At 44.1% G+C, this 19,746-nt stretch carries 16 protein-coding genes and 2 pseudogenes; 4 read left to right on the top strand and 14 right to left on the bottom strand.

Going from position 1 to position 19,746, the window contains the following annotated elements:
* Positions 1 to 15 precede the first annotated feature (15 nt).
* Positions 16 to 1,653 (top strand): eicosapentaenoate synthase subunit PfaD, encoded by a 1,638-nt coding sequence (gene pfaD / locus QWZ04_RS18145; protein WP_290329662.1) that lies wholly within the window; start codon positions 16 to 18, stop codon positions 1,651 to 1,653.
* Positions 1,654 to 2,230: 577 nt separating this feature from the next.
* Here the strand turns inward: pfaD and QWZ04_RS18140 are convergent.
* A complete protein-coding gene (locus QWZ04_RS18140; protein WP_290329661.1) occupies positions 2,231 to 2,770 on the bottom strand; it encodes a hypothetical protein in 540 nt (179 codons plus the stop codon).
* 384 nt (positions 2,771 to 3,154) lie between these two features.
* Between QWZ04_RS18140 and QWZ04_RS18135 the strand changes: the two genes are divergently transcribed.
* Both QWZ04_RS18135 and QWZ04_RS18130 read left to right on the top strand, forming a co-directional pair.
* Positions 3,155 to 3,526 (top strand): tlde1 domain-containing protein, encoded by a 372-nt coding sequence (locus tag QWZ04_RS18135; RefSeq protein ID WP_290329660.1) that lies wholly within the window; start codon positions 3,155 to 3,157, stop codon positions 3,524 to 3,526.
* Positions 3,468 to 3,872: a hypothetical protein gene (locus QWZ04_RS18130; RefSeq protein ID WP_290329659.1), complete on the top strand. Its 405-nt coding sequence runs from the start codon at positions 3,468 to 3,470 to the stop codon at positions 3,870 to 3,872. Before QWZ04_RS18135 ends, QWZ04_RS18130 begins: the two co-directional genes overlap by 59 nt.
* Before the next feature lie 108 nt (positions 3,873 to 3,980).
* Here the strand turns inward: QWZ04_RS18130 and QWZ04_RS18125 are convergent.
* The 13 genes and pseudogenes from QWZ04_RS18125 to QWZ04_RS18070 all read right to left on the bottom strand — a co-directional run bounded on the left by QWZ04_RS18125 (position 3,981) and on the right by QWZ04_RS18070 (position 18,733).
* Positions 3,981 to 4,596 (bottom strand): annotated as a pseudogene (locus tag QWZ04_RS18125) (glutathione S-transferase N-terminal domain-containing protein).
* A gap of 14 nt (positions 4,597 to 4,610) precedes the next feature.
* Positions 4,611 to 5,189 (bottom strand): annotated as a pseudogene (locus tag QWZ04_RS23580) (YbfB/YjiJ family MFS transporter); the annotation flags it as partial.
* A 61-nt stretch (positions 5,190 to 5,250) separates the two neighbouring features.
* Complete coding sequence (locus tag QWZ04_RS23575; RefSeq protein WP_435433631.1) at positions 5,251 to 5,721, bottom strand: YbfB/YjiJ family MFS transporter; 471 nt, start codon at positions 5,719 to 5,721, stop codon at positions 5,251 to 5,253.
* Positions 5,722 to 5,934: 213 nt separating this feature from the next.
* The gene (locus tag QWZ04_RS18115; RefSeq protein ID WP_290329658.1) at positions 5,935 to 7,110 is read right to left on the bottom strand and encodes an MFS transporter; all 1,176 of its coding nucleotides are present in this window, start codon (positions 7,108 to 7,110) and stop codon (positions 5,935 to 5,937) included.
* Between the two features lie 271 nt (positions 7,111 to 7,381).
* Complete coding sequence (locus QWZ04_RS18110) at positions 7,382 to 7,813, bottom strand: hypothetical protein (protein WP_290329657.1); 432 nt, start codon at positions 7,811 to 7,813, stop codon at positions 7,382 to 7,384.
* Between the two features lie 446 nt (positions 7,814 to 8,259).
* Positions 8,260 to 9,372: an ABC transporter ATP-binding protein gene (locus tag QWZ04_RS18105; protein WP_290329656.1), complete on the bottom strand. Its 1,113-nt coding sequence runs from the start codon at positions 9,370 to 9,372 to the stop codon at positions 8,260 to 8,262.
* Between the two features lie 3 nt (positions 9,373 to 9,375).
* Positions 9,376 to 10,233 (bottom strand): carbohydrate ABC transporter permease, encoded by an 858-nt coding sequence (locus QWZ04_RS18100; protein WP_290329826.1) that lies wholly within the window; start codon positions 10,231 to 10,233, stop codon positions 9,376 to 9,378.
* On the bottom strand, positions 10,233 to 11,153 hold the full coding sequence (locus tag QWZ04_RS18095; protein WP_290329655.1) for a carbohydrate ABC transporter permease: 921 nt from the start codon (positions 11,151 to 11,153) through the stop codon (positions 10,233 to 10,235). The genes QWZ04_RS18100 and QWZ04_RS18095 overlap by 1 nt, the downstream gene beginning before the upstream one ends.
* A gap of 96 nt (positions 11,154 to 11,249) precedes the next feature.
* Positions 11,250 to 12,497: an ABC transporter substrate-binding protein gene (locus QWZ04_RS18090; RefSeq protein WP_290329654.1), complete on the bottom strand. Its 1,248-nt coding sequence runs from the start codon at positions 12,495 to 12,497 to the stop codon at positions 11,250 to 11,252.
* A 147-nt stretch (positions 12,498 to 12,644) separates the two neighbouring features.
* On the bottom strand, positions 12,645 to 14,084 hold the full coding sequence (locus QWZ04_RS18085) for an ATP-binding protein (RefSeq protein WP_290329653.1): 1,440 nt from the start codon (positions 14,082 to 14,084) through the stop codon (positions 12,645 to 12,647).
* Between the two features lie 3 nt (positions 14,085 to 14,087).
* Positions 14,088 to 14,810, bottom strand: coding sequence for a response regulator (locus tag QWZ04_RS18080; protein WP_290329652.1), 723 nt, complete (start codon positions 14,808 to 14,810; stop codon positions 14,088 to 14,090).
* A 373-nt stretch (positions 14,811 to 15,183) separates the two neighbouring features.
* Positions 15,184 to 17,142, bottom strand: coding sequence for a methyl-accepting chemotaxis protein (locus tag QWZ04_RS18075; RefSeq protein WP_290329651.1), 1,959 nt, complete (start codon positions 17,140 to 17,142; stop codon positions 15,184 to 15,186).
* Between the two features lie 163 nt (positions 17,143 to 17,305).
* A complete protein-coding gene (locus QWZ04_RS18070; RefSeq protein WP_290329650.1) occupies positions 17,306 to 18,733 on the bottom strand; it encodes an aminotransferase-like domain-containing protein in 1,428 nt (475 codons plus the stop codon).
* A gap of 95 nt (positions 18,734 to 18,828) precedes the next feature.
* Here QWZ04_RS18070 and QWZ04_RS18065 point away from each other — a divergent pair, with 95 nt between their 5' ends.
* Positions 18,829 to 19,728 carry a DMT family transporter gene (locus QWZ04_RS18065; protein ID WP_290329649.1) on the top strand — a complete coding sequence of 300 codons (900 nt, stop codon included), beginning with the start codon at positions 18,829 to 18,831 and terminating at the stop codon, positions 19,726 to 19,728.
* The last annotated feature ends 18 nt before the right edge of the window (positions 19,729 to 19,746 follow it).

Raw genomic sequence — 19,746 nt, 5'->3', positions numbered from 1 at the left:
GTTAAGGATTAGAACATGACGAACCAAACGATATTGAATAACGAAAAGCTTTCTCCATGGCCATGGCAAGTAGAGGACAGCACAACAAGTTACCAACAAGACGACATGGCAGCAGCGCTAAAAGACTTAAGCCGTGGTTGTTACCTAATTAACCACCCAGAAAAAGGCTTAGGCATTAGCCAACAAGCGACGATTACCGCAGGCGACACGGCCAGCAGTAACTCTAGCCACCCGGTTAGCGCATTTGCTCCTGCATTGGGTACACAAAGCTTGGGCGACGATGAATTTCGTCGCTGCCATGGCGTAAAATACGCGTACTATGCTGGCGCAATGGCAAATGGCATCTCTTCTGAAGAGTTGGTTATCGCATTGGGTCAAGCTGGCATTCTTTGCTCGTTTGGCGCGGCGGGTCTTATCCCTTCTCGCGTTGAACAAGCTATCAACCGTATTCAAGCGGCGCTACCCAATGGCCCTTACGCGTTTAACTTGATTCACAGCCCAAGCGAACCTGCACTTGAGCGTGGCAGTGTTGAGTTGTTTCTAAAGCATAAAGTTCGCACGGTTGAAGCCTCTGCGTTTCTTGGCCTTACTGCACAAATAGTCCAGTACCGCGCTGCGGGTCTTAGCCGTGATGCACATGGCGAGATTGTTATTGGCAACAAGGTGATTGCAAAAGTAAGCCGTACTGAAGTAGCAAGCAAGTTCATGCAACCTGCTCCAGCTAAAATGCTACAAGCTTTAGTTGATGAAGGTCGTATTACCGCTGAGCAAATGGAACTAGCGCAATTGGTTCCGATGGCAGATGACATCACAGCAGAAGCAGACTCAGGCGGTCATACCGATAACCGTCCACTGGTTACGCTATTACCGACTATTTTGGCACTGAAAGACGAAATTCAAGCCCAGTACCAATACAAAACGCCACTACGTGTTGGTTGCGGTGGCGGCGTTGGCACACCTGATGCCGCACTTGCTACATTCAACATGGGCGCAGCATACATTGTTACTGGTTCTGTTAACCAAGCGTGTGTTGAAGCAGGCGCAAGTGAACATACTCGTAAGCTACTGGCGACAACGGAAATGGCTGACGTAACAATGGCACCAGCAGCAGACATGTTCGAAATGGGCGTAAAACTGCAAGTGGTTAAGCGCGGTACATTGTTCCCGATGCGTGCTAACAAGCTGTACGATATTTACATGCGTTACGACTCTATCGAAGCGATTCCTGCAGATGAGCGTGAGAAGTTAGAAAAACAAGTGTTCCGCTCTACCCTCGCAGAGATTTGGGCAGGGACTGTCGCGCACTTCAACGAGCGTGATCCTAAGCAAATCGAACGTGCAGAAGGCAACCCTAAACGTAAAATGGCATTGATTTTCCGTTGGTACTTGGGGTTATCTAGCCGTTGGTCTAACACTGGCGAAGCTGGCCGTGAAATGGACTACCAAATCTGGGCAGGCCCAGCACTTGGCGCATTCAACCAATGGGCAAAAGGCAGCTACCTAGATGATTACCAACACCGTAACGCGGTAGATGTTGCAAAGCATCTGGTTCATGGCGCAGCGTACTTGGCTCGTGTGAACTTGCTAGAGTCGCAAGGCATTAAACTGCCTTTGAGCATGGCTCGCTGGACGCCTGCGAAGAGAATGGCTTGATTGTTAAGAGCGAAGTGCTAAAGGCTAAGTTCTAAAAGCTAAGTAGAACAAAAGATAAAAGCGAAGTGGGATATCCTGCTTCGCTTTTTTTGTGCGGTGAAGCCTCGTGCCCATGATAGGCATGGTAAGAAAGATATCAGTGTCAGTATTTCTTTTTTTAACGCGTTTCAGCCAGTTATCTTTCAGATAAAACCCTTTACGACGTAATGGGGGCGCATTCTCCCTATTAAAAACCATCAAAGCTAAGTAAACCTAGAAGTTATTCGACATACAGCACCCTAGCTCATTATATTTTTCACCAGCCCTTTAATTTTATGTTAAAAATATAAATAAAGACCACGTAATATATCTATCAATCACGGATAAATACCGTATAACACGCGTTATGAGTGCTCACTAGCATATTGCTCTTTTAATTTTTCTAGTTTGTGGGAATAGTAAACATTTTGAAAAAATGCCAGAGTAAAAATAAAGAAAAATAGTCCTGTTTTCGTTGATTCACTTGCATCATTCCAGTACCAGATAACCATTGCGAATAGGAAGATACAGAATAACGTTTTTATCATAATCGATTGAATCATTTGAACATACCTGAAGATTGCAACGTTGTTCTATTATCAAGCTCGTCGCGCGCTTTATTTAGCTCACTCTTGTTAAAGTAGATGCAACCCCATATTACAACTGTTACCCAATGTTTCTTCCCCATCCGTTTAAGCGACAACAAATCTTTGACTAAATCTTTCCCACTCAACGCGGACGCACCAACTCCAATATACCCCGCAAAAGAGTCAATGGTTGAATGTAGCGCAATATCTTTCTTTAACTCTTCGTTAGATAGCGACCAAATACCCCACTGCGGGTTAACATAAGTGGTATCAAGAGTCTTAGATATGATCTTACCCATTAATGCTCTGCTTGGAACGCTTCTAATTAAACGCATCGCTTCAATTCTCTGAAGCCTATTCATATGTCGATACAAAACCATTGACGAAATAGCCTCTACTTCTAGGTGTCCTGCATTCATTAAAAGGTTGGAGGGAATAGAAGTAATTCTTGATAGCGTTTTAAGCTGTTCATTTGTAGTTCTCGGTAATGTGTATGGTAGATTTTCTTCCATCGAACTTGCCCCATTAATAATTATTCAGGGTAGAGTACGGTTCTTACGGGCAAGCGCAACCACACACCTATCAAGTGCGTGTGATATCACTTTAATCAAAATAATCACCAAAAGGACATAATCATCAAAGGACATGAAATCGGCGTTGACAATGCTGGGTATACACCCGTCGTTCAAGCAAAGGTAATAAACTATGGTTCTTTTTTTATTTAAAGTTTAGCTGGCTTTGTTAGTGCAGCGCGTGCGTAGCTTTGCGCTATGCCGATAAAAAACTCAAGTATTCCAATTTATATTTGAAGTGATACGCAACTTAATCACACCACTAGATATGCACATAGGCGCCTATGATAATGTTCAAAGTATTTGATAGGCATGAGGTGCGTTATGAGTTGGCAATATGTACAAACAACAGGTGAGCTTTATTTTAATGATGAATTTATTGCTACTGGTTATTCGGGTAAGGCGGAGTATAAAAATAAACCTAAAATGCAGCATATGAAGAGTCTAGGCCCAATCCCTAGAGGAGAGTACAAAATTCATAATCCACGAAGAAGTGATAGAACTGGACCATATGTATTGCCAGTAACACCTGTAGGGCACGGTGCTTATAACCGAACAGATTTCCAAATTCATGGGGATTCTATTAAAAACCCTGGAGCAGCATCTAGTGGTTGTATCATTATGCAAAGAAGTATTCGTGAAAAAATTTGGAATAGTGGAGTACGAAAACTTATTGTTATTGAGGCCAGGGATTAAAATGAGGTTTTTATCTATATTTTTAATGATTTTTTCACCTTTAGCATTAGCTAGTAGTCCAAAATGCGATACACCAAGTTCTTGGGCTCCCAATATGGCCTATGTCTATTTGGTGAATAGTAAGGTATTTACAGCTGACGAAGTTGAACACGATAAAATACTAGTCAGAAAAATAGCTTCTGAAAAAATCGGGAATGATGTTTATCGTCAAATTCACCATGTAAGTTTTAAGCTTAAATCTGGTGAGAGCGTTGAGGTCATAACCTCTAATGAAGCTTCTTCAGAAGAGTGCTCATTGAGTAGCGTAGAGGTATTTTTGGTTAGTGAGACGTTTACTGAACATTAGGCACAATCTTGTCCTTTCATAGACACTGCCATAAACAGAGTACAGCTGGATATCCACTGTTAAAGAAGACTCGCCCTCAAACCCACTCGGAGAACGAGCCGTTATCTTCTATTGGTAAAGGTCTTTCCAACTGGGTTTACTGGAAAGCAAGTCTAGGCTTAACTTTGCAAGTGTGTCTTTGTAAGGCGGTGCTGAGGATGTCGACCTCTCTTGCGGAGAACAGGCTAGCGTGTCTGAACAGGACATAATCTAATGCAATGTGTAGGTACAATGTCGAGAAATCAGGCTGAAATAAATCATTCTTGACATTCAATTGTTCGATAAGTGACCGAACAGCTCTTTGAATCCCTTCTTTTCCTCTAACAGACAGAACATTTTGCTCAGCTTCAAAACGGCTCAATGCCGCACAGCGAAATGCCACTTCCATTAGCGTTTTACTCACGCCTAATAATGACATGCGTTTACTATGTTTAGCGTTTGTTATTGTAAGGTTTTTTGTTGGGTAATTCTGCATAAGTAATTCGCAGATCGTTAAACTCTCTGTTAGCGCGACATCGTCATTGGTTTCTAGAACTGGGATCGTACTAAATGGATTGATAGTAACCAATGCTTGAGGAGTCTGCCACGGGTCTACCCATTCAAGCTCTAGTGGTGCCTCGCATAGATAGGCAGTTGCCAGCACGGCTCTTGAAAATGGTGAGGTATCATTTAAATAAAGTTTCATGAGCGATTCCTTTGCTAAAAACTCGTTTGAGTAGTGTCTAATGTTGGCTGTTTGGTTGATGTAAACAAAATGCATGCTATCGATAGAACGAGTGCACTCGCGCTGATCATAAATAGGACGCTATAAGTGGCCAATTGTGGGGCGTAATGAGCCATAGCAAAGCCAACCACCCCTTGCGAAACAGCAAAAGCCATTGTCATTGCTCCCCATGACTTTGTATGGAGCTGTGTTCCGACGATTTCTAAGGTGTAAGTTGATACAAGCGTGACCGTGCCGGGGGTAAACATACCCACAAGCAAGGATGACGCAAAAAGTGCAATCTCATTGGTGCTTAACAACGGTAGTGCTACCCCGATCGCTTTACACGAAAATGCAGCTACTAGTGCTTTTTTGAGCCCAAATCTATCACCTAATATACCGGTCACTATTGGTCCTACAGCAGCACCGATACCAAAAACTGCCCAATAGAAACCGCCACTCGTCAAAGTCATTCCCAACTCACGAACAATATAGTCGACCCAAAAGAGAGTATGAGGCAAGTAACCAATGGCACTAAATGTATAGGCTAAAAGCACAAAACGAATACTGACTCGTTCACACTTAGATAGGTCGCTAAACGTAGAAGGGCTGTTAGTGTAATGAGTCGGTTTAGGCTCAAGACCCCATGCGTTCCATGTGAGGACCGTTCCATGTGAGGACGGTCGCCAGAAAAGCGATCGCTCCCATACCTAACCATGCGCTTTCCACACTTCGATAGATAAGTAGAGGTATGAGTGTTCCTGAAAGCATGGCACCAAGACCGATTCCTGAAAATACGACGCCACTAATTCTTGCCTTCATCTCTTGTGGGTGAAGGCTCGCGATCATTGGTGGAGCGAGCACCATGAGGATGGCGCCCGATACTCCTGCTATGGTTCTCAGTGTTAGAAACCATTCAAAAGGCGCAGATTTTACTGCACAACCAAAATAACTAAAGCTGCTCAATAACAGAGAGATGCGTATGAGTGTTCCTGTTGAACAATATCGCCGTAAAAAGCTTGAAGCAGGCGCACCAAATATATAACCGATGAGCGTCGCAGCCCCAAGAATGGAAGCATCTTCGCTTGAGAACCATCCGTTTTGTATGAGAACTGGCATCAATGCTATATAGGCAAAGCGACCAATACCATTACCGACTAACGTTGCTGCAAGCCCAGCGAAAGTCGCTTGGTTGAATAGTTTAGTTTGCTGCATATGCGTACCTTCAGCCTGGGAGTAAGACAATTACTAAAATAAGGCGTTCACCGGTCAATCGGCATCGACAGTAGCAATGGGACTAACACTCGGCATTGCGATGCTTTAAACAGATTGCTTCAAAGTACGAGATTTTCGAGCGCTAAACGCAAACAAGACGATCACCGCTAGAACGAAGGGTAATACATAGATGTTGAGGTTTTGCCACCCGGCAGTCGACTCTAGCCAGCCAGAGAGCAGCGCCGTAACCGTCACGCACCCAAATACCACAAATTCATTCAATGCTTGAGCTTTGGCTTTATTCTGTGATTGGTATGATTGGCTAAACAAACCCGTGGCCGAGATAAACATAAAGTTCCAACCAACACCTAGCACAACCAAAGCCGCCCTAAAGTGCCAAATAGATTCGCCATGGATGTTGATGGCGATACAAAGCACAAACAGCACCCCACCCGCTAAAATCATCACCCTTGAACCGAATTTTTCAATTAAGGTCCCGGTAAAAAATGCCGGTACGAACATCCCTAACACGTGCCACTCAATCACACCTGCGGCTTTGGTAAAGTCGAACCCACAACCAATCATTGCAAGTGGCGTCGCTGTCATCAAAATATTCATCACCGCATAAGCCACCATGGCGGCAAACACCGCGCCAACAAAATTAGGCGCTTTAACTATCTCACTGATGGGATCAGCTTTAAGTGTTTGGCTATTGAAAGAAACCTTAGGGAACTGGATCGTTTGTAAGATAACAAGAGCGAGGATATTTAGGCCGATTAACGAAGCGAACGCGCCAATGTACAAGCCATCTTGCGACCACTGTTGAGACATGATCGCTAAGTTTGGCCCAAGTACAGCTGCAAGGACGCCACCCGCCATCGAGATAGAAATCGCACGGTGACGAGCATTTTCGTCACACACCTCAATAGCAGCAAACCGATAAAGCGTACCAAAGCCAATACCGATGCCGAGTAAGAAGGTGGCAAAACAAAACAGGTAAAAGTGTTGCTGAGACAACGCGTAAGTTGCCAAGCTAGCCCCTGTGATGCCGACTACATTGCCAATGCTAAACCCTCTCTTTCGCCCGAGCTTACCCGAAATCAAAGACGCCGGAATAGTCGCGGCCATCAGACCTAAAAACTGCAGCGCAACGGGCAAAGTAATCATACCGACACTTGGCGCAATCTGTTTGCCTATCAAGCCAATCACCGAGATCAGTAATATGTTCCCCGTCATCAACAAAGCCTGACACAGTGAAAGCAGCCAAACATTCCTATTCATCTTGATTCCTAAATCTGAGCGTAGTTGGTCAATAAAACAAAAAACCAACAAAGTCGCAACACTTTGTTACTCAAAAGTCATTCAACAGAACAATTAATTGTAGGGACAGTCGCGTCAATAATGAACAAAGCACGCAAAGTCCTCTTTTTACTGAAGCGTGTGTCACTGCAATAAGAATAAAGGCACCTGAACACGTCTTGTTTAGTGTGAGTTGGAATACGCTGAATCGTGGAAAGAGCGAAGTAGAGCACTCTACTTCGCATTTAGTCATTTACGCCGAATGATTAATCGCAAGCACCGCTTGGCTACCAACTGGAATGGCCTCTCCACCATGAATATTTGCGTAACTAACCGCTTCATCCATCGTTGAAAACCACAGGGCGGGATAGCCAATATTCTTAAGTTTGATTCGCTCTGGAAGGTACTGTCCGGAAGAATCCGACGCAGATTCAAGTCTTTGCTTAAACGCCACCCAGCTTGCAAATCCGTTCTCTATCGATACCAATTGCAGCAAATGCTTACGCTGAACGATCGACACGTCTTTTTGCAATTCGGGTAATGATAATCCAACAAGGACTTTTTGATTGAGTAGGCGACGCAGCACTGGAAGGGAATGTGATTTCCGCTCAGACTTAACGTGTTTATGCAGTAGCTTGGCTTCAAATAGCCAAAATTCGACGAGGTTTACTTGTTCTATACGCATGATGCTCTCCTATATTGAACCTACTCGCTATCGGTTTCAGAAGGTATTCAGCGTATAAACTGAAGAAAATTTTAATGCGACATGTTAGCCGCGACATTGGTACGTGCGCTTTTGCGAGGCAGGCGTCCAATCAACCTGCCTGTACAATATTGCATCTCGGGGAATTAATCAACTGCGAAAATCTAACCCCTGAGTCGATAACCTAAAGACCACTTATCAGCCCGTTAACGATACCAGTCCCCTCTTCTTACCTTAAATAAAAAAAGACCTTAGCTATCTTTTGATAACTAAGGCCTTTATGACAATGATGTTCCATCCGTCACTAAATGAGCAAATGCACTTTGTTCGCAACTTTGAGCCAAAGCAATCGCTTACTCAGTACACCTTTCTCCCCCGCTCAAAAACTGACTCATTCCCCAATGTCGTCAGCTTTAATTTCTACAAACCTAATAAACGATTCGTTGTTCTGTCGCCGCATCAAAAATAACCGCTTTCGATAAGTCGAAATGTAATGGGGCAATTTGACCTGCGTTCACATCAAATTCTGGTGATAATCGGCACGCAATTTCTTGGTCGTTGACTTTCACCATCGCAATCGTGTCTGGCCCTGTTGGTTCGAGCACTTCTAATAGTAGGTCTAACTGAGTCGAAACCGTTTCGTCTTCCCCTGGTTGCTCTGTAATGTGCTCTGGGCGTAAACCGATCACGACTTTCTTACCATCTTGATCGCGCATAGAATCAGGCAGCTTAATGTGGTGCTCCTGCTCGTTAGTGCCAACCACCTTAATCACTGGATTATCGTTGCTGTCCAGGTCAACCATGGTATGAATAAAGTTCATCGACGGTGAACCCATAAAGCCCGCGACAAACATGTTATTTGGCTTGTTATAGATTTCCTTCGGTGTGCCCAACTGTTGCAATTCACCATCTTTCATTACCGCAATACGATCAGCCAATGTCATGGCTTCGATTTGGTCGTGTGTTACATAAACAATAGTGGTGTTTAACTGTTGATGTAATCGCTTGATCTGATGACGCATTTCAACTCTAAGCTTGGCATCAAGGTTAGATAATGGCTCATCAAACAAGTAAAGCTTCGGCTTACGAGCAAGGGCACGGCCCATGGCAACCCTTTGTCTCTGGCCACCAGAAAGCATGCTTGGTTTTCTGTCGAGTAACACATCAATTTGCAGCATTTCAGCGACACGTTTTACTTCCGCATCAATGGCTTCATTCGACATCTTTCTAATGCGTAAACCGAAAGCAATGTTCTCATACACGGTCATGTTTGGATACAAAGCGTAAGACTGAAACACCATAGCGATGTCGCGATCTTTTGGTTCAACCTGAGCCACATCCACGCCGTCAATGACGATTTCGCCTGCGCTGATGTCTTCAAGCCCTGCAATGGTATTCATCAGAGTGGATTTACCACAACCAGACGGTCCAACCAAAATAAGGAACTCACCTGAATCGATGCTGATATCAATGCCCTTAAGGGTTTCTTGATCAGCATTACGATACGTTTTTCGAATTTGTTTAAGTTGTAAAGTAGCCATCGTTTATCCCTTCACTGAGCCTGCGGTCAAACCGCGCACAAAATACTTACCTGCCAATACATACACGACTAATGTCGGCAATGCGGCAATAATGGCGGCTGCCATGTCTACGTTATATTCTTTAACTCCGGTACTGGTGTTTACTAAGTTATTCAATGCGACCGTTATTGGTTGAGTGTCCGAACCGGAATAGACCACGCCAAATAGGAAGTCATTCCAAATGGATGTGAACTGCCAAATAATGGTTACCATGATGATTGGCGTTGAAAGCGGTAATAGAATCTTAAAGAAAATAGTAAAGAATCCTGCACCGTCCAACTTAGCGGCTTTGACTAACTCGTCTGGAATACCAATGTAGAAGTTACGGAAAAATAGAGTAGTAAAGGCCATACCGTAAATTACGTGCACAATCACCAAGCCCGTTGTGGTGTTAGCCAGTCCTAACTTACCTAACACTGCCGCCATTGGCAGTAAGATAACTTGGAACGGAATAAAACAACCAAAAAGCAACAAGCTGAAGAACAAGTTGGACCCTCTGAACTGCCACTTCGTGACTACATAACCGTTAAATGCACCCAATAATGTTGAAAACAACACAGCAGGAATCACCATTTGGAACGAGTTCCAAAAATAGCCTTTGATCCCCTCACATTTCACCCCAGTACAAGCACTTGACCAAGCTTTATCCCAAGCCCCAAACACCCACTCTTGTGGCAGTGTCATCAAGTTACCCGCTTTAATATCTGGCAAGGTTTTGAACGAAGTGATGACCATGACGAACAGAGGCATCAGATAAAACAGGCAAAAGAAAATCAACACCGCATAGAGAAAAGCACGAGACCAATTAAATGAAGACGTCATCATTTTTTCTCCCTAAGTTCGGAATAAAGATAAGGAACCAAAATCGCCAATATACCGGCTAACATCACCATAGCACTGGCTGAACCTAGGCCAATTTGGCCACGAGTAAAGGTATGTGAGTACATAAACAAGGCCGGTAAATCTGAAGAATAACCAGGTCCACCTGAGGTTAATGCTGTCACTAAGTCAAAACTCTTAATCGCAATATGAGAGGTAATGATCACCGCACTAAACACCACTGGGCGTAAGCAAGGCAAAATGATTTTTAAATAAATTTTTGGTAAGCTCGCGCCATCAATTTGCGCCGCTTTGATGATCGAAGAGTCGATACCACGTAAGCCTGCGAGAAACATCGCCATAACAAAGCCTGATGATTGCCATATAGCCGCAATAACCAAGGTATAGATAGACATTTCAGAGTTGACGAGCCAATCGAATTTAAAGTCGGTAAAGCCCCAGTCGTGCACCATTTTCTCAATGCCAAGACCTGGGTTTAGAATCCACTTCCAAGCCGTACCCGTCACAATGAATGACAACGCCATTGGGTAGAGATAAATGGTTCGAATTGCACCCTCTTGTCGAATATTCTGATCCAAAAAAATGGCCAGAAACACACCAAGTGCAATCGCGATAATTAAGAACAACACACCAAAGATCGCGAGATTAGTAATCGACGTGATCCAGCGGTCGTTTTCCATTAGCTTTTCGTATTGTGCAAAGCCAACAAACTTAAAACTTGGTAAAAAACGCGAGTTTGTCATTGATAACGCAGCAGTCCAAAAAATATACCCGTAAATACACACCACAGTCACTAACATAGTGGGTGCAAGAACGATTTTCGGCAGCCAGTTTTGCAACCGGTCAGCGAAGCTTTTTTTAGGTGCTGAGCGAGTAGTAGGTATAGTCACAATACGCTCCATTACGAATCCTTGTAAAAAAAACCTTAACGCCGCCGCCTTGGCTGCGGCATCAAAGGAAAAGCTGCTCCACCATGGAGAAGCTTTTCAGGGGGTTCATTACATTGCAGATTTCACCGCTTTAGCCAGTGTCTTAGCGGCTTTTGCTGGGTCTGCTTTTGGATCGTTAAAGAAGTTAGTGACAACGTCAAAGATAGCGCCTTGAGCGTAGCTTGTTGTTGACATGCCATGCGCCATACTCGGCACTAGGTCACCCGTTTTAGCGGTAGATTTGAAGGTTGCCATTGCGTCTAACGCACATGAATCAAACTTAGACATATCCATATCTAGACGTACAGGAATCGAACCTTTGTTCAGGTTGAAGACTTCTTGGAATTTCTTGTCAAGAATAGTGGCTGCAAGTGCTTTCTGAGCTTTGATGTTCTCAGGATCTTTTAATTCAAAGAACGCAAAGCTGTCTACGTTATGAGTAAACTGACCCGCAGTACCCGGAGCTGGTGCACAGATGAAGTCTTTACCTGGCATTTTTCCTGCGGCAGTAAATTCACCTTTCGCCCAGTCACCCATGATTTGCATTGCTGCTTCACCATTGATAACCATCGAGGTGGCAACGTTCCAGTCACGCCCTGGCGAGTTGCTATCAATGTAGTCATGGATACGTTGGAACTTAGTGAATACTTCAACCATTTTCGGACCAGACAGCACGTCCATATCAAGATCTACAAACGCTTTTACGTAGTCTTCTGAACCTAATACATCGAGTGCAACGGCTTCAAATACGGTCGCGTCTTGCCAAGGTTGACCACCATGCGCCAACGGAATAAATCCAGCGGCTTTAATTTTGTCACCGGCAACAAAGAACTCATCAAGTGTTGTTGGTACTGATACGCCCGACTTCTCGAGTACTTCTGGGTTTGCCCATAACCAGTTAACACGGTGAACGTTTACAGGAACCGCAACGTACTCGCCATCCCATTTCATGATGTCTGTCACCATGCTTGGTACCGCTTCGTCCCAACCGCCTTGTTTTGCAACGTCATCAAGATTAGTAAGGAAACCTAAGCCACCCCACTCTTGAATATCATGGCCTTTAATTTGTGCCGCTGACGGAGGGTTGCCAGAAACTGCACGAGTTTTTAATACTGTCATGGCACTTTCGCCACCACCACCAGCGACCGCAAAATCTTTCCAGCTGTGGCCATCTTCTTCAAGCATATCTTTTAGAACTGCAATAGATTTCGCCTCACCACCTGATGTCCACCAGTGGAGAACTTCAACTTCGCCAGCTTGAGCAAAAGAAGAAGCGGCAAGTAGGGAGATGCTTAGTAGGGTTTTATTCATATTCATTATAATTACCATCGTCCGTGTGTATTGGATTTAGCCAAAAAGAGGAAACGCGGTACGGCATTGATTTCCTCGATTGACTAGAGCTTAATCCGACCCGGCACAGAAGATTGCAACAAAGAGTAATACCAGTGTAACAAGGCTGTTACATTAGTCATCAAGATCGTGTGGTATCAAGACTTTAGCCTCTAAACCACCGTTAATAGAATTGTAAATAATGAGATCTCCGCCATGTGCATGCACGATACTGCGGCTGATCCCTAGGCCTAACCCATGACCGTCGGCGTCTTTTGCTAAGCGATAATATGGTTCAAATACCGCTTCGAGTTTATCTTCTGGGATACCAGAGCCTTCATCAAGAACAATCAATTCAAGCCCGGTGTCGTTATCATAGGCAAAGACTCTGACTTTATTGCCATATTTTACGCCGTTATCTATCAGATTAGTCAGCACGCGCTTTATCGCTAACGGTTTAACCCACAATGGCGGAATCCTATCTACTGGCAGCACAACATTAAGTTGCTTGTGGTTGTGGCTCTCTGCAATGCTTGCCAGCATGTCGTTAAGATCGACCCACTCAGTGTTCTCATGAATGTCGGTTTCTCTTACGCACTGAAGTGCTCCTTTAACCATCATCTCAAGATCGTTTAAATCTTGGCTGAATTTTTCGCGTTTGGCGTCACTTTCAAGCAACTCTGTTCGTAACCTTAAACGAGTAATCGGCGTTTTAAGATCATGTGAAATAGCCGAAAAAAGCGTTTCTCTATCGGTAATATAGCGATTAATCCGCAGCTGCATCCGGTTAAATGCTCGAGTTGCCGTCACTAACTCCGACGCGCCCTCTTCCGCCAAAGGCGCTTGATCGATATTTAGACTCAAGTCGTTTGCCGCTTGTGCCAGACGCTTAAGTGGCTTGACCTGACGCCGGATCATTAAGTAAGTGAGTAAGAGTAATAACGAGGTCGAGAAAAAGAGAAAGATCAATTGATCGGTCCCAAGGATTTCATCTTCTAAGCTCACATAAGGGGCAGGCAACAAGGCTGCGATATACAACCATTCATCCGTAGCAAGTTCAATTTGAACCACTAAAATAGGAGGATTTATTGGCTGTAAAGTTAAGGTGTGATGAGCCCATGATTTCGGCAGATCGCTCAAGTAGATGTCATTTTTTAAAATTCTGAGCTTATCCGGACGAGAAAACTCCACACTAATGTGATGCGCCTTGGGTAGCTTTTGTGCCAGGACATTTTTAACCGCATCAATAGACGCTTCTTTTAAAGGGGAACTATTTATCGGCTCGATCGTTAGGTGCTCATCGTTAAATGAAACAAAAAATCGAGTGCCGCCCATATTTCGGATTTGGTCCAATACAATATGGCGATATTCAAGAGGCAATGACTGGAAGAAATTAACGGTAGAAGCAAACATGGTCGCCATACTTGAAGAGGCAGATCGGATCCCCTCAAGCTCACGGCTTTTAGATTGCGAGTACCAAATCATGGTCGCAATTCCCTGTGCAACAGCAACCGCCAATAAGGTTAGCCATAACGTTCGACCAACCAGAGAACGCGGCCAGCGAAATTTAAGCACCGTTTAATGCTCAAATGTGACGAGTGCAGTAAACATGTAGCCGTTACCACGCATGGTTTTAATGAACTTGCTGCCGTCATTACCAAAACGGTGCCGCAAGCGACTTAATTGCACATCAATACCTCGTTCAAATGGCATGGCTTCGCGCCCGCGAGTCGCGTGAGAAATCGTGTCTCGATCTAAAATTTCATTCGGGTGAGACAAAAACAGCATTAGCAAAGTAAAATCGCTGCCAGATAGCTCCACTACTTCGTCTGATTCATTATTGGTGGCTTGATGAGACAACGTATCCAGCTGCCAGTCACCGAACAGCACTCGTCTTGGTAGCCCAGAGTTAGGCTCTTCTTCACTTACGTGCACTCGGCGCAGCAGTGCCTTTATTCTTGCAATGAGCTGTCTGGGGCTAAAAGGTTTAGCTATATAATCATCCGCGCCTATTTCTAAGCCAATAATTTGATCGGTTTCCTCAGAAACTGCGGTAAGCATAATAATGGGCACGTTGGAGTGCTTGCGAATTTTTTGACACAGGGCAAAACCGTCTTCGCCTGGCAACATCACATCGAGCAAAATTAAGTCAGGATAACTGTATTCTTTGAGATGCTTATCCAATTCGACCCCATCTTCGACGGTAGAAACACGAAAACCCAACTTGGACAAGTATTCTTCCAAGAGTTCTCTAATTTCGCTGTCGTCGTCTACCACTAAGATATGGGTTTTTGCCTGCATAACCGATCCTTTCGTTATTCACAGCCGATTGAAGATTGGCCCAATACTAGCGCCTTAGAGGAACCATAAGGTATTTTTATCAGCAAACTTTGAAGTCGTTATCAGCAAAAAAAAAAGTGTGACCTAAGCCTATATGAAAACTAGGCATGTTCAGCCAGTTATTCCAATGAGGATTCGTTTTTGAATGGTTTTACTACGTCGCATTCATCCCGGACGTATAACGTCGTTCACTAGAGCAGAACCTCAAACCATATATGGCATATCTTCGATGAGTCACTAGCCTGCCGCTCTACTTTACTGACACATATAAAAAATCGCTGCCATTCATCAATAATTATTTTGATAAATGGCAACGATGTATTTCTAAACGTGTTTAAGCTTTAAATTGCCCAAGCAACCCGCTGACTTCCGTGCCCACTTGGTTTAGTTGTTCTGCCGACTCTGTTGTTTCTATCGACTGAGCCAGTGTTTTATCGGAAATATCAGACATAGTATTCACGTTAATACTCACCTCATCGGCAGCCGTTGCTTGCTGCCCTGCAGCACTTGATATATGGCCTATCGAGTCATTAATTTGTGCGATAAAACCATCAATAGATGTTAGCGATTCTTCCGCTGATTGTACCTGTGCGGCTGTTTCTTCTGCACTTGCTCGACTTTTAGTCATCGCCTGGCTGGCAGTTTCAGAACGCTGTTGCAAGCTAACAATGATATTCTGGATCTCTTGCGTTGACTCTTGAGTTCGAGATGCAAGCGAGCGAACCTCATCGGCTACCACTGCAAACCCTCGCCCCTGCTCACCAGCACGTGCCGCTTCTATCGCAGCATTTAGTGCCAGCAAGTTGGTTTGTTCAGCAATACTTCTGATTACATCCAACACTGACCCAATCTGCTCACTATCCGCACGCAGTTGCTCTACCGTGTCACTGGCATCTGATATTTGCTCAGACAAACTCTGCATCGAAGCCGCCGCGTCTACGACAACTTTTGTCCCCTCACTTGCGGCATTTGCAGTGGACTGAGACAACTCTGAAGCCTGAACTGCACTGTTGCTTACTTCTTGCGCACTGGCCGACATTTGTGTCATCGCTGAGGCCGCTAATTGCGCTTGAGACTGTTGCTCACGAACTTCTTCTTGAGTGCTGTTGGCTTTGTCGGTAAGCTCTCGCGCCGACGTTAACATACTACCGGACGCCATATTGAGCTTGCTCACTGTGCTTTGCAGCTTATCGGCGAATGTATTGTAGTTTTTAGCCAGCATCGCTAGCTCATCGCGCCCGTGCTCCGGTATTCGGATGGTCAAATCGCCTTCACCTTGAGCAATGTCTGCCAAGACGCTATTCGTGCCTGCAAGTTTGGTCACAATTGCTTTAGTCACCATGAACGAAACCAAAATGCCTAATAAGATGGCACCAGCGGCAATAGTGAACAACATAGATGTCGACTCTTCTGTATGCTTTTGAGAAGTCGTAGCGGCAAGCTTCATCGATTCACTAATAGAGGCTCTTAAGTCAGCGATTTTGACGGCAATTTGAGGACCAACGGTATCGAGAGTTTGAATGCCTTCGTTACGATCGTAAATCATCGCCGCGACGCTATTAGACGCCAATTCATATTGATTCAGCAGTGATTTTGCTTCTTCTGTTAATCGACGTCGACCCGGATTTTCCAAGGTACTTAATAACGTTTCCATTTCCTCTTCAGAAGCCGAAAATTCTTTATTAAAACGTTCAACTTGATCAGGCTGGTTCTCGACTAAAAATTTGGAAACGTAAAGACGGGAGAGTAATAAAGCACGGACGGCTCGGCCAGCATGATAAGCGGCAACAACATCACCGTCTCTCTTGGCTGAATCCATCACCTGAGTGAGTTTACGTTCAATTTCAGGGCCGTTTATGTTTAGCGTGCCTTGAACTAACTCATTTCGGCTACGCATGTTTGAGATAACCGCCCCAGTAAAGGTGCCTAAATACTCCTTTTTCATGCCGTCTATCGACTTTAATAGAGCCACACGTTCAGGGTTTTGAATTTCTCTATAGGCTTGCTCTAGGTCTTTAGACCACAAAGCCGCTTGTTCATTGAACTTATCAACGAACTTTTCGTCACCTGTTTTAATGTAATTTTTTACTGTCAGCCTCAATCCATACACGGCATCAGTTAGTTCTGCGGCCAATTCTGTATCTGGTGCTAAATCAAACGATATTTTTTTCATATCGTCGGATAGGTTACCCAACAAATTTGAACTGATGACAGCCATTGCAATCAAAATTGCGATTAATACCGCAGGGGAAATTGAAAGCTTCTTGGATATTGAGATATTGTCCAAACCCATTATATTTACTCCGTTAACGAGAAAGCCTTTTTATTTACATCTTTTACTTTTTTTTGTTGTCTTTTAAAAGTAGCAAAGAATCCCGGTTATACATGCGATTAGTGACAAAAACATTAATTAACACGTAACACTGTTAACCCTGCCATAACAATACACGGTTTAGTTATTGATTTTCAAGTTGATTGGAGATGATATTCACCAAACCATTAAGTCCTTTACTCCAATTTACCTGTTCACTGAAGTTAGCCGTGCTGAAGCGTAAACAATGATCAAACTGATGCGCTGTACCAAACATTGAACCGGGTAAAATACTGATGCCTTGCTCTCGGCATAACTGGCAAACCTTATAGCTATCAAAGCCCTTAGGAAGTGTTAGCCAAACTAAGAATGAACCCTCAGGCTGGGTAATGTGGTATCGACCAACTAAGTTGTCATGCAGGTTAAGTTCTTGGCTCAACATGAGATTAAATCGGCGCTGATTCTGCTGATATACTCGCCTAATTTTATTCAGATGAATCTTGTACTTTCCTGTTGTTAAAAAGTCTGCAACAGCAGATTGCATCAAATTCGATCCCCCCATATTTTCACACAAAAGATATTTATCAATCTGCGTATGGTATCGACCAGAAATGAGCCACCCTATCCTCAATCGAGAGTCCAAGGTTTTAGACAGAGAATTCACGTATATAACCCGCCCTTTGTCATCGAGTGAAAACAGGCTAGGAATCGCTTTCTCGGTGCATAAACTACCAAAGACATCGTCTTCTATAATGGGGATATCACCAGAAACTTGCAGTAGCGTTTTTCGCTTATTCAGAGGCAAGCGGGCACCCGTGGGGTTAGTGAAATTTGGCGTGATCAATAACGCTTTGATGTCCCATAGCCTACTCGCTTCTTCAAATGCTAAAGGATCGATACCTGTACGTACGCAACTAGGTATCTCTAACACTTTTAATCCCAGAGCTTCCATCAATAATAGACTACCAAAATAACAAGGTGACTCTACTGCAACGATATCGCCGGGTTGGGTTAACGCACGCAAAGCGAGGCTAATGGCTTGCTGAGCTCCGTGAGTGACGGAAATACTTTCACTTTGTGCAGGAACCCCAAGATCTAGGCTTATCTTCAACAGTTGCCTTATTAATTTCCCATCACCAGGAGGTAATTGATAGTGGCTCGACACATTACTCTGAGTACGGCTTTGCCTTGCAATTTCAGCATACAAGCTCTTGATTGCTGGAAAATCAGTGTTTGGATGAGCAGAACCAGTAGGCAATATTTCTTTATAATTTGGGTAAGTCAGCAATGAGCGCGATAACGTCAACAAATCAACCTCTTTCGGCTCTTGAACATGTTGATATTGACCTTGATGAACGGGCCATTTTACACGATAACCCGACTTTGCCACTGCGTAGATCAGCCCAAGCGCCTCTAACTCTTGGTAAGCTCTAATAACGGTATTTTTACTTACGTGTAAGTCTATGCTGAGCTGACGGATAGAGGGCAACTTGTCATCAGGTAAATAAACCCCATTATTCATTCCATTACGCAAATGCTGCTCGACCAACAAATACTTTTTTTCACCGATCATCTGTACCCTCCAAACTAACTTAATCTGTGCCTTACCAACTTAGCTGTACCCTATTACAGTAACAGAATGTTAAACAATTGATACAAAGGTTCGCCATGCTAATTCGAATGATCCCGTTTATTTTTGTCGTGCTTTGGGCATCCGGATTTATTGGTGCTCGATTTGGTGTTCAATACGCGGAACCCGCCACCTTACTTTTGGTTCGTATGGCCGCTAATGTTGTTTTGTTTTTAATTTTGGTGACGGTATTACACCGCCGAATTCCAACAGGTAGCGCATTTTGGCATAGCTGTGTGGTGGGCATACTAATCCACGGGTTTTATCTTGGAGGCAGCTATTTAGCCATTGATATGGGGATGCCCTCTGGTTTGTGTTCACTTTTAGTTGGTACACAACCTATATTGACCGCTTTAATATTAGTCAACGCGACACAAGAGCGTTTCAATAGCGCTCAATGGATCGGACTCGCTTTAGGGTTTATCGGCATCAGTTTGGTATTAATGGGCAATATTGAATGGCAATCCGAAGGCCAAAAATGGGAAGCGGTTATGGCCTCAGGTCTTGCTTTGTTAGGCATAACACTTGGAACCCTCTATCAGAAAAGGTTCTGCCAAGGAGTCGATATGGTTGGTGGTGCTGCGGTTCAATACCTTGCAGCGGCGGTGTTATTTCTCCCATATGCAATGACCTTTGAAACCATGCAAATACAATGGACGATGGAACTAATCCTTACTTTAGCCTGGCTAGTGGTTGTGCTGTCTTGCGTTGCTTTAATGCTACTTCTGTACATGGTCGAACATGGTGCCTCTTCAAGCGTCGCTTCCGTGTTTTATTTGGTTCCACCTGTTACCGCGATACAAGCTTGGTTAGCGTTCGATGAAAGCTTTGATGCTTCTGCGGCATTTGGTTTTGGCTTGGCCGCTATTGCGGTGTATTTAGTGGTGAAAAAGCCAAACCTAAACCTGGTGAAGAAAGCTTCTATAACGAGTAGCTAAATTAACGTGAATACAAAA

It is taken from the genome of Vibrio tapetis subsp. quintayensis (genome assembly GCF_030409945.1).
In the GTDB taxonomy this organism is placed as follows: domain Bacteria; phylum Pseudomonadota; class Gammaproteobacteria; order Enterobacterales; family Vibrionaceae; genus Vibrio; species Vibrio quintayensis.
Note: the sequence above shows the minus strand (reverse complement) of the source record. Positions and strands in the feature narration are given on the sequence as shown.

Bases quoted from the DNA above. Each gene is read 5' to 3' on its own strand.
- QWZ04_RS18140 (WP_290329661.1), bottom strand. From the start codon at position 2,770: ATGGAAGAAAATCTACCATACACATTACCGAGAACTACAAATGAACAG.
- QWZ04_RS18070 (WP_290329650.1), bottom strand. From the start codon at position 18,733: ATGATCGGTGAAAAAAAGTATTTGTTGGTCGAGCAGCATTTGCGTAAT.
- QWZ04_RS18115 (WP_290329658.1), bottom strand. From the start codon at position 7,110: ATGAATAGGAATGTTTGGCTGCTTTCACTGTGTCAGGCTTTGTTGATG.
- QWZ04_RS18065 (WP_290329649.1), top strand. From the start codon at position 18,829: ATGCTAATTCGAATGATCCCGTTTATTTTTGTCGTGCTTTGGGCATCC.
- QWZ04_RS18105 (WP_290329656.1), bottom strand. From the start codon at position 9,372: ATGGCTACTTTACAACTTAAACAAATTCGAAAAACGTATCGTAATGCT.
- pfaD (WP_290329662.1), top strand. From the start codon at position 16: ATGACGAACCAAACGATATTGAATAACGAAAAGCTTTCTCCATGGCCA.
- QWZ04_RS18110 (WP_290329657.1), bottom strand. From the start codon at position 7,813: ATGCGTATAGAACAAGTAAACCTCGTCGAATTTTGGCTATTTGAAGCC.
- QWZ04_RS18100 (WP_290329826.1), bottom strand. From the start codon at position 10,233: ATGACGTCTTCATTTAATTGGTCTCGTGCTTTTCTCTATGCGGTGTTG.
- QWZ04_RS18095 (WP_290329655.1), bottom strand. From the start codon at position 11,153: ATGGAGCGTATTGTGACTATACCTACTACTCGCTCAGCACCTAAAAAA.
- QWZ04_RS18080 (WP_290329652.1), bottom strand. From the start codon at position 14,810: ATGCAGGCAAAAACCCATATCTTAGTGGTAGACGACGACAGCGAAATT.
- QWZ04_RS18135 (WP_290329660.1), top strand. From the start codon at position 3,155: ATGAGTTGGCAATATGTACAAACAACAGGTGAGCTTTATTTTAATGAT.
- QWZ04_RS18075 (WP_290329651.1), bottom strand. From the start codon at position 17,142: ATGGGTTTGGACAATATCTCAATATCCAAGAAGCTTTCAATTTCCCCT.
- QWZ04_RS18090 (WP_290329654.1), bottom strand. From the start codon at position 12,497: ATGAATATGAATAAAACCCTACTAAGCATCTCCCTACTTGCCGCTTCT.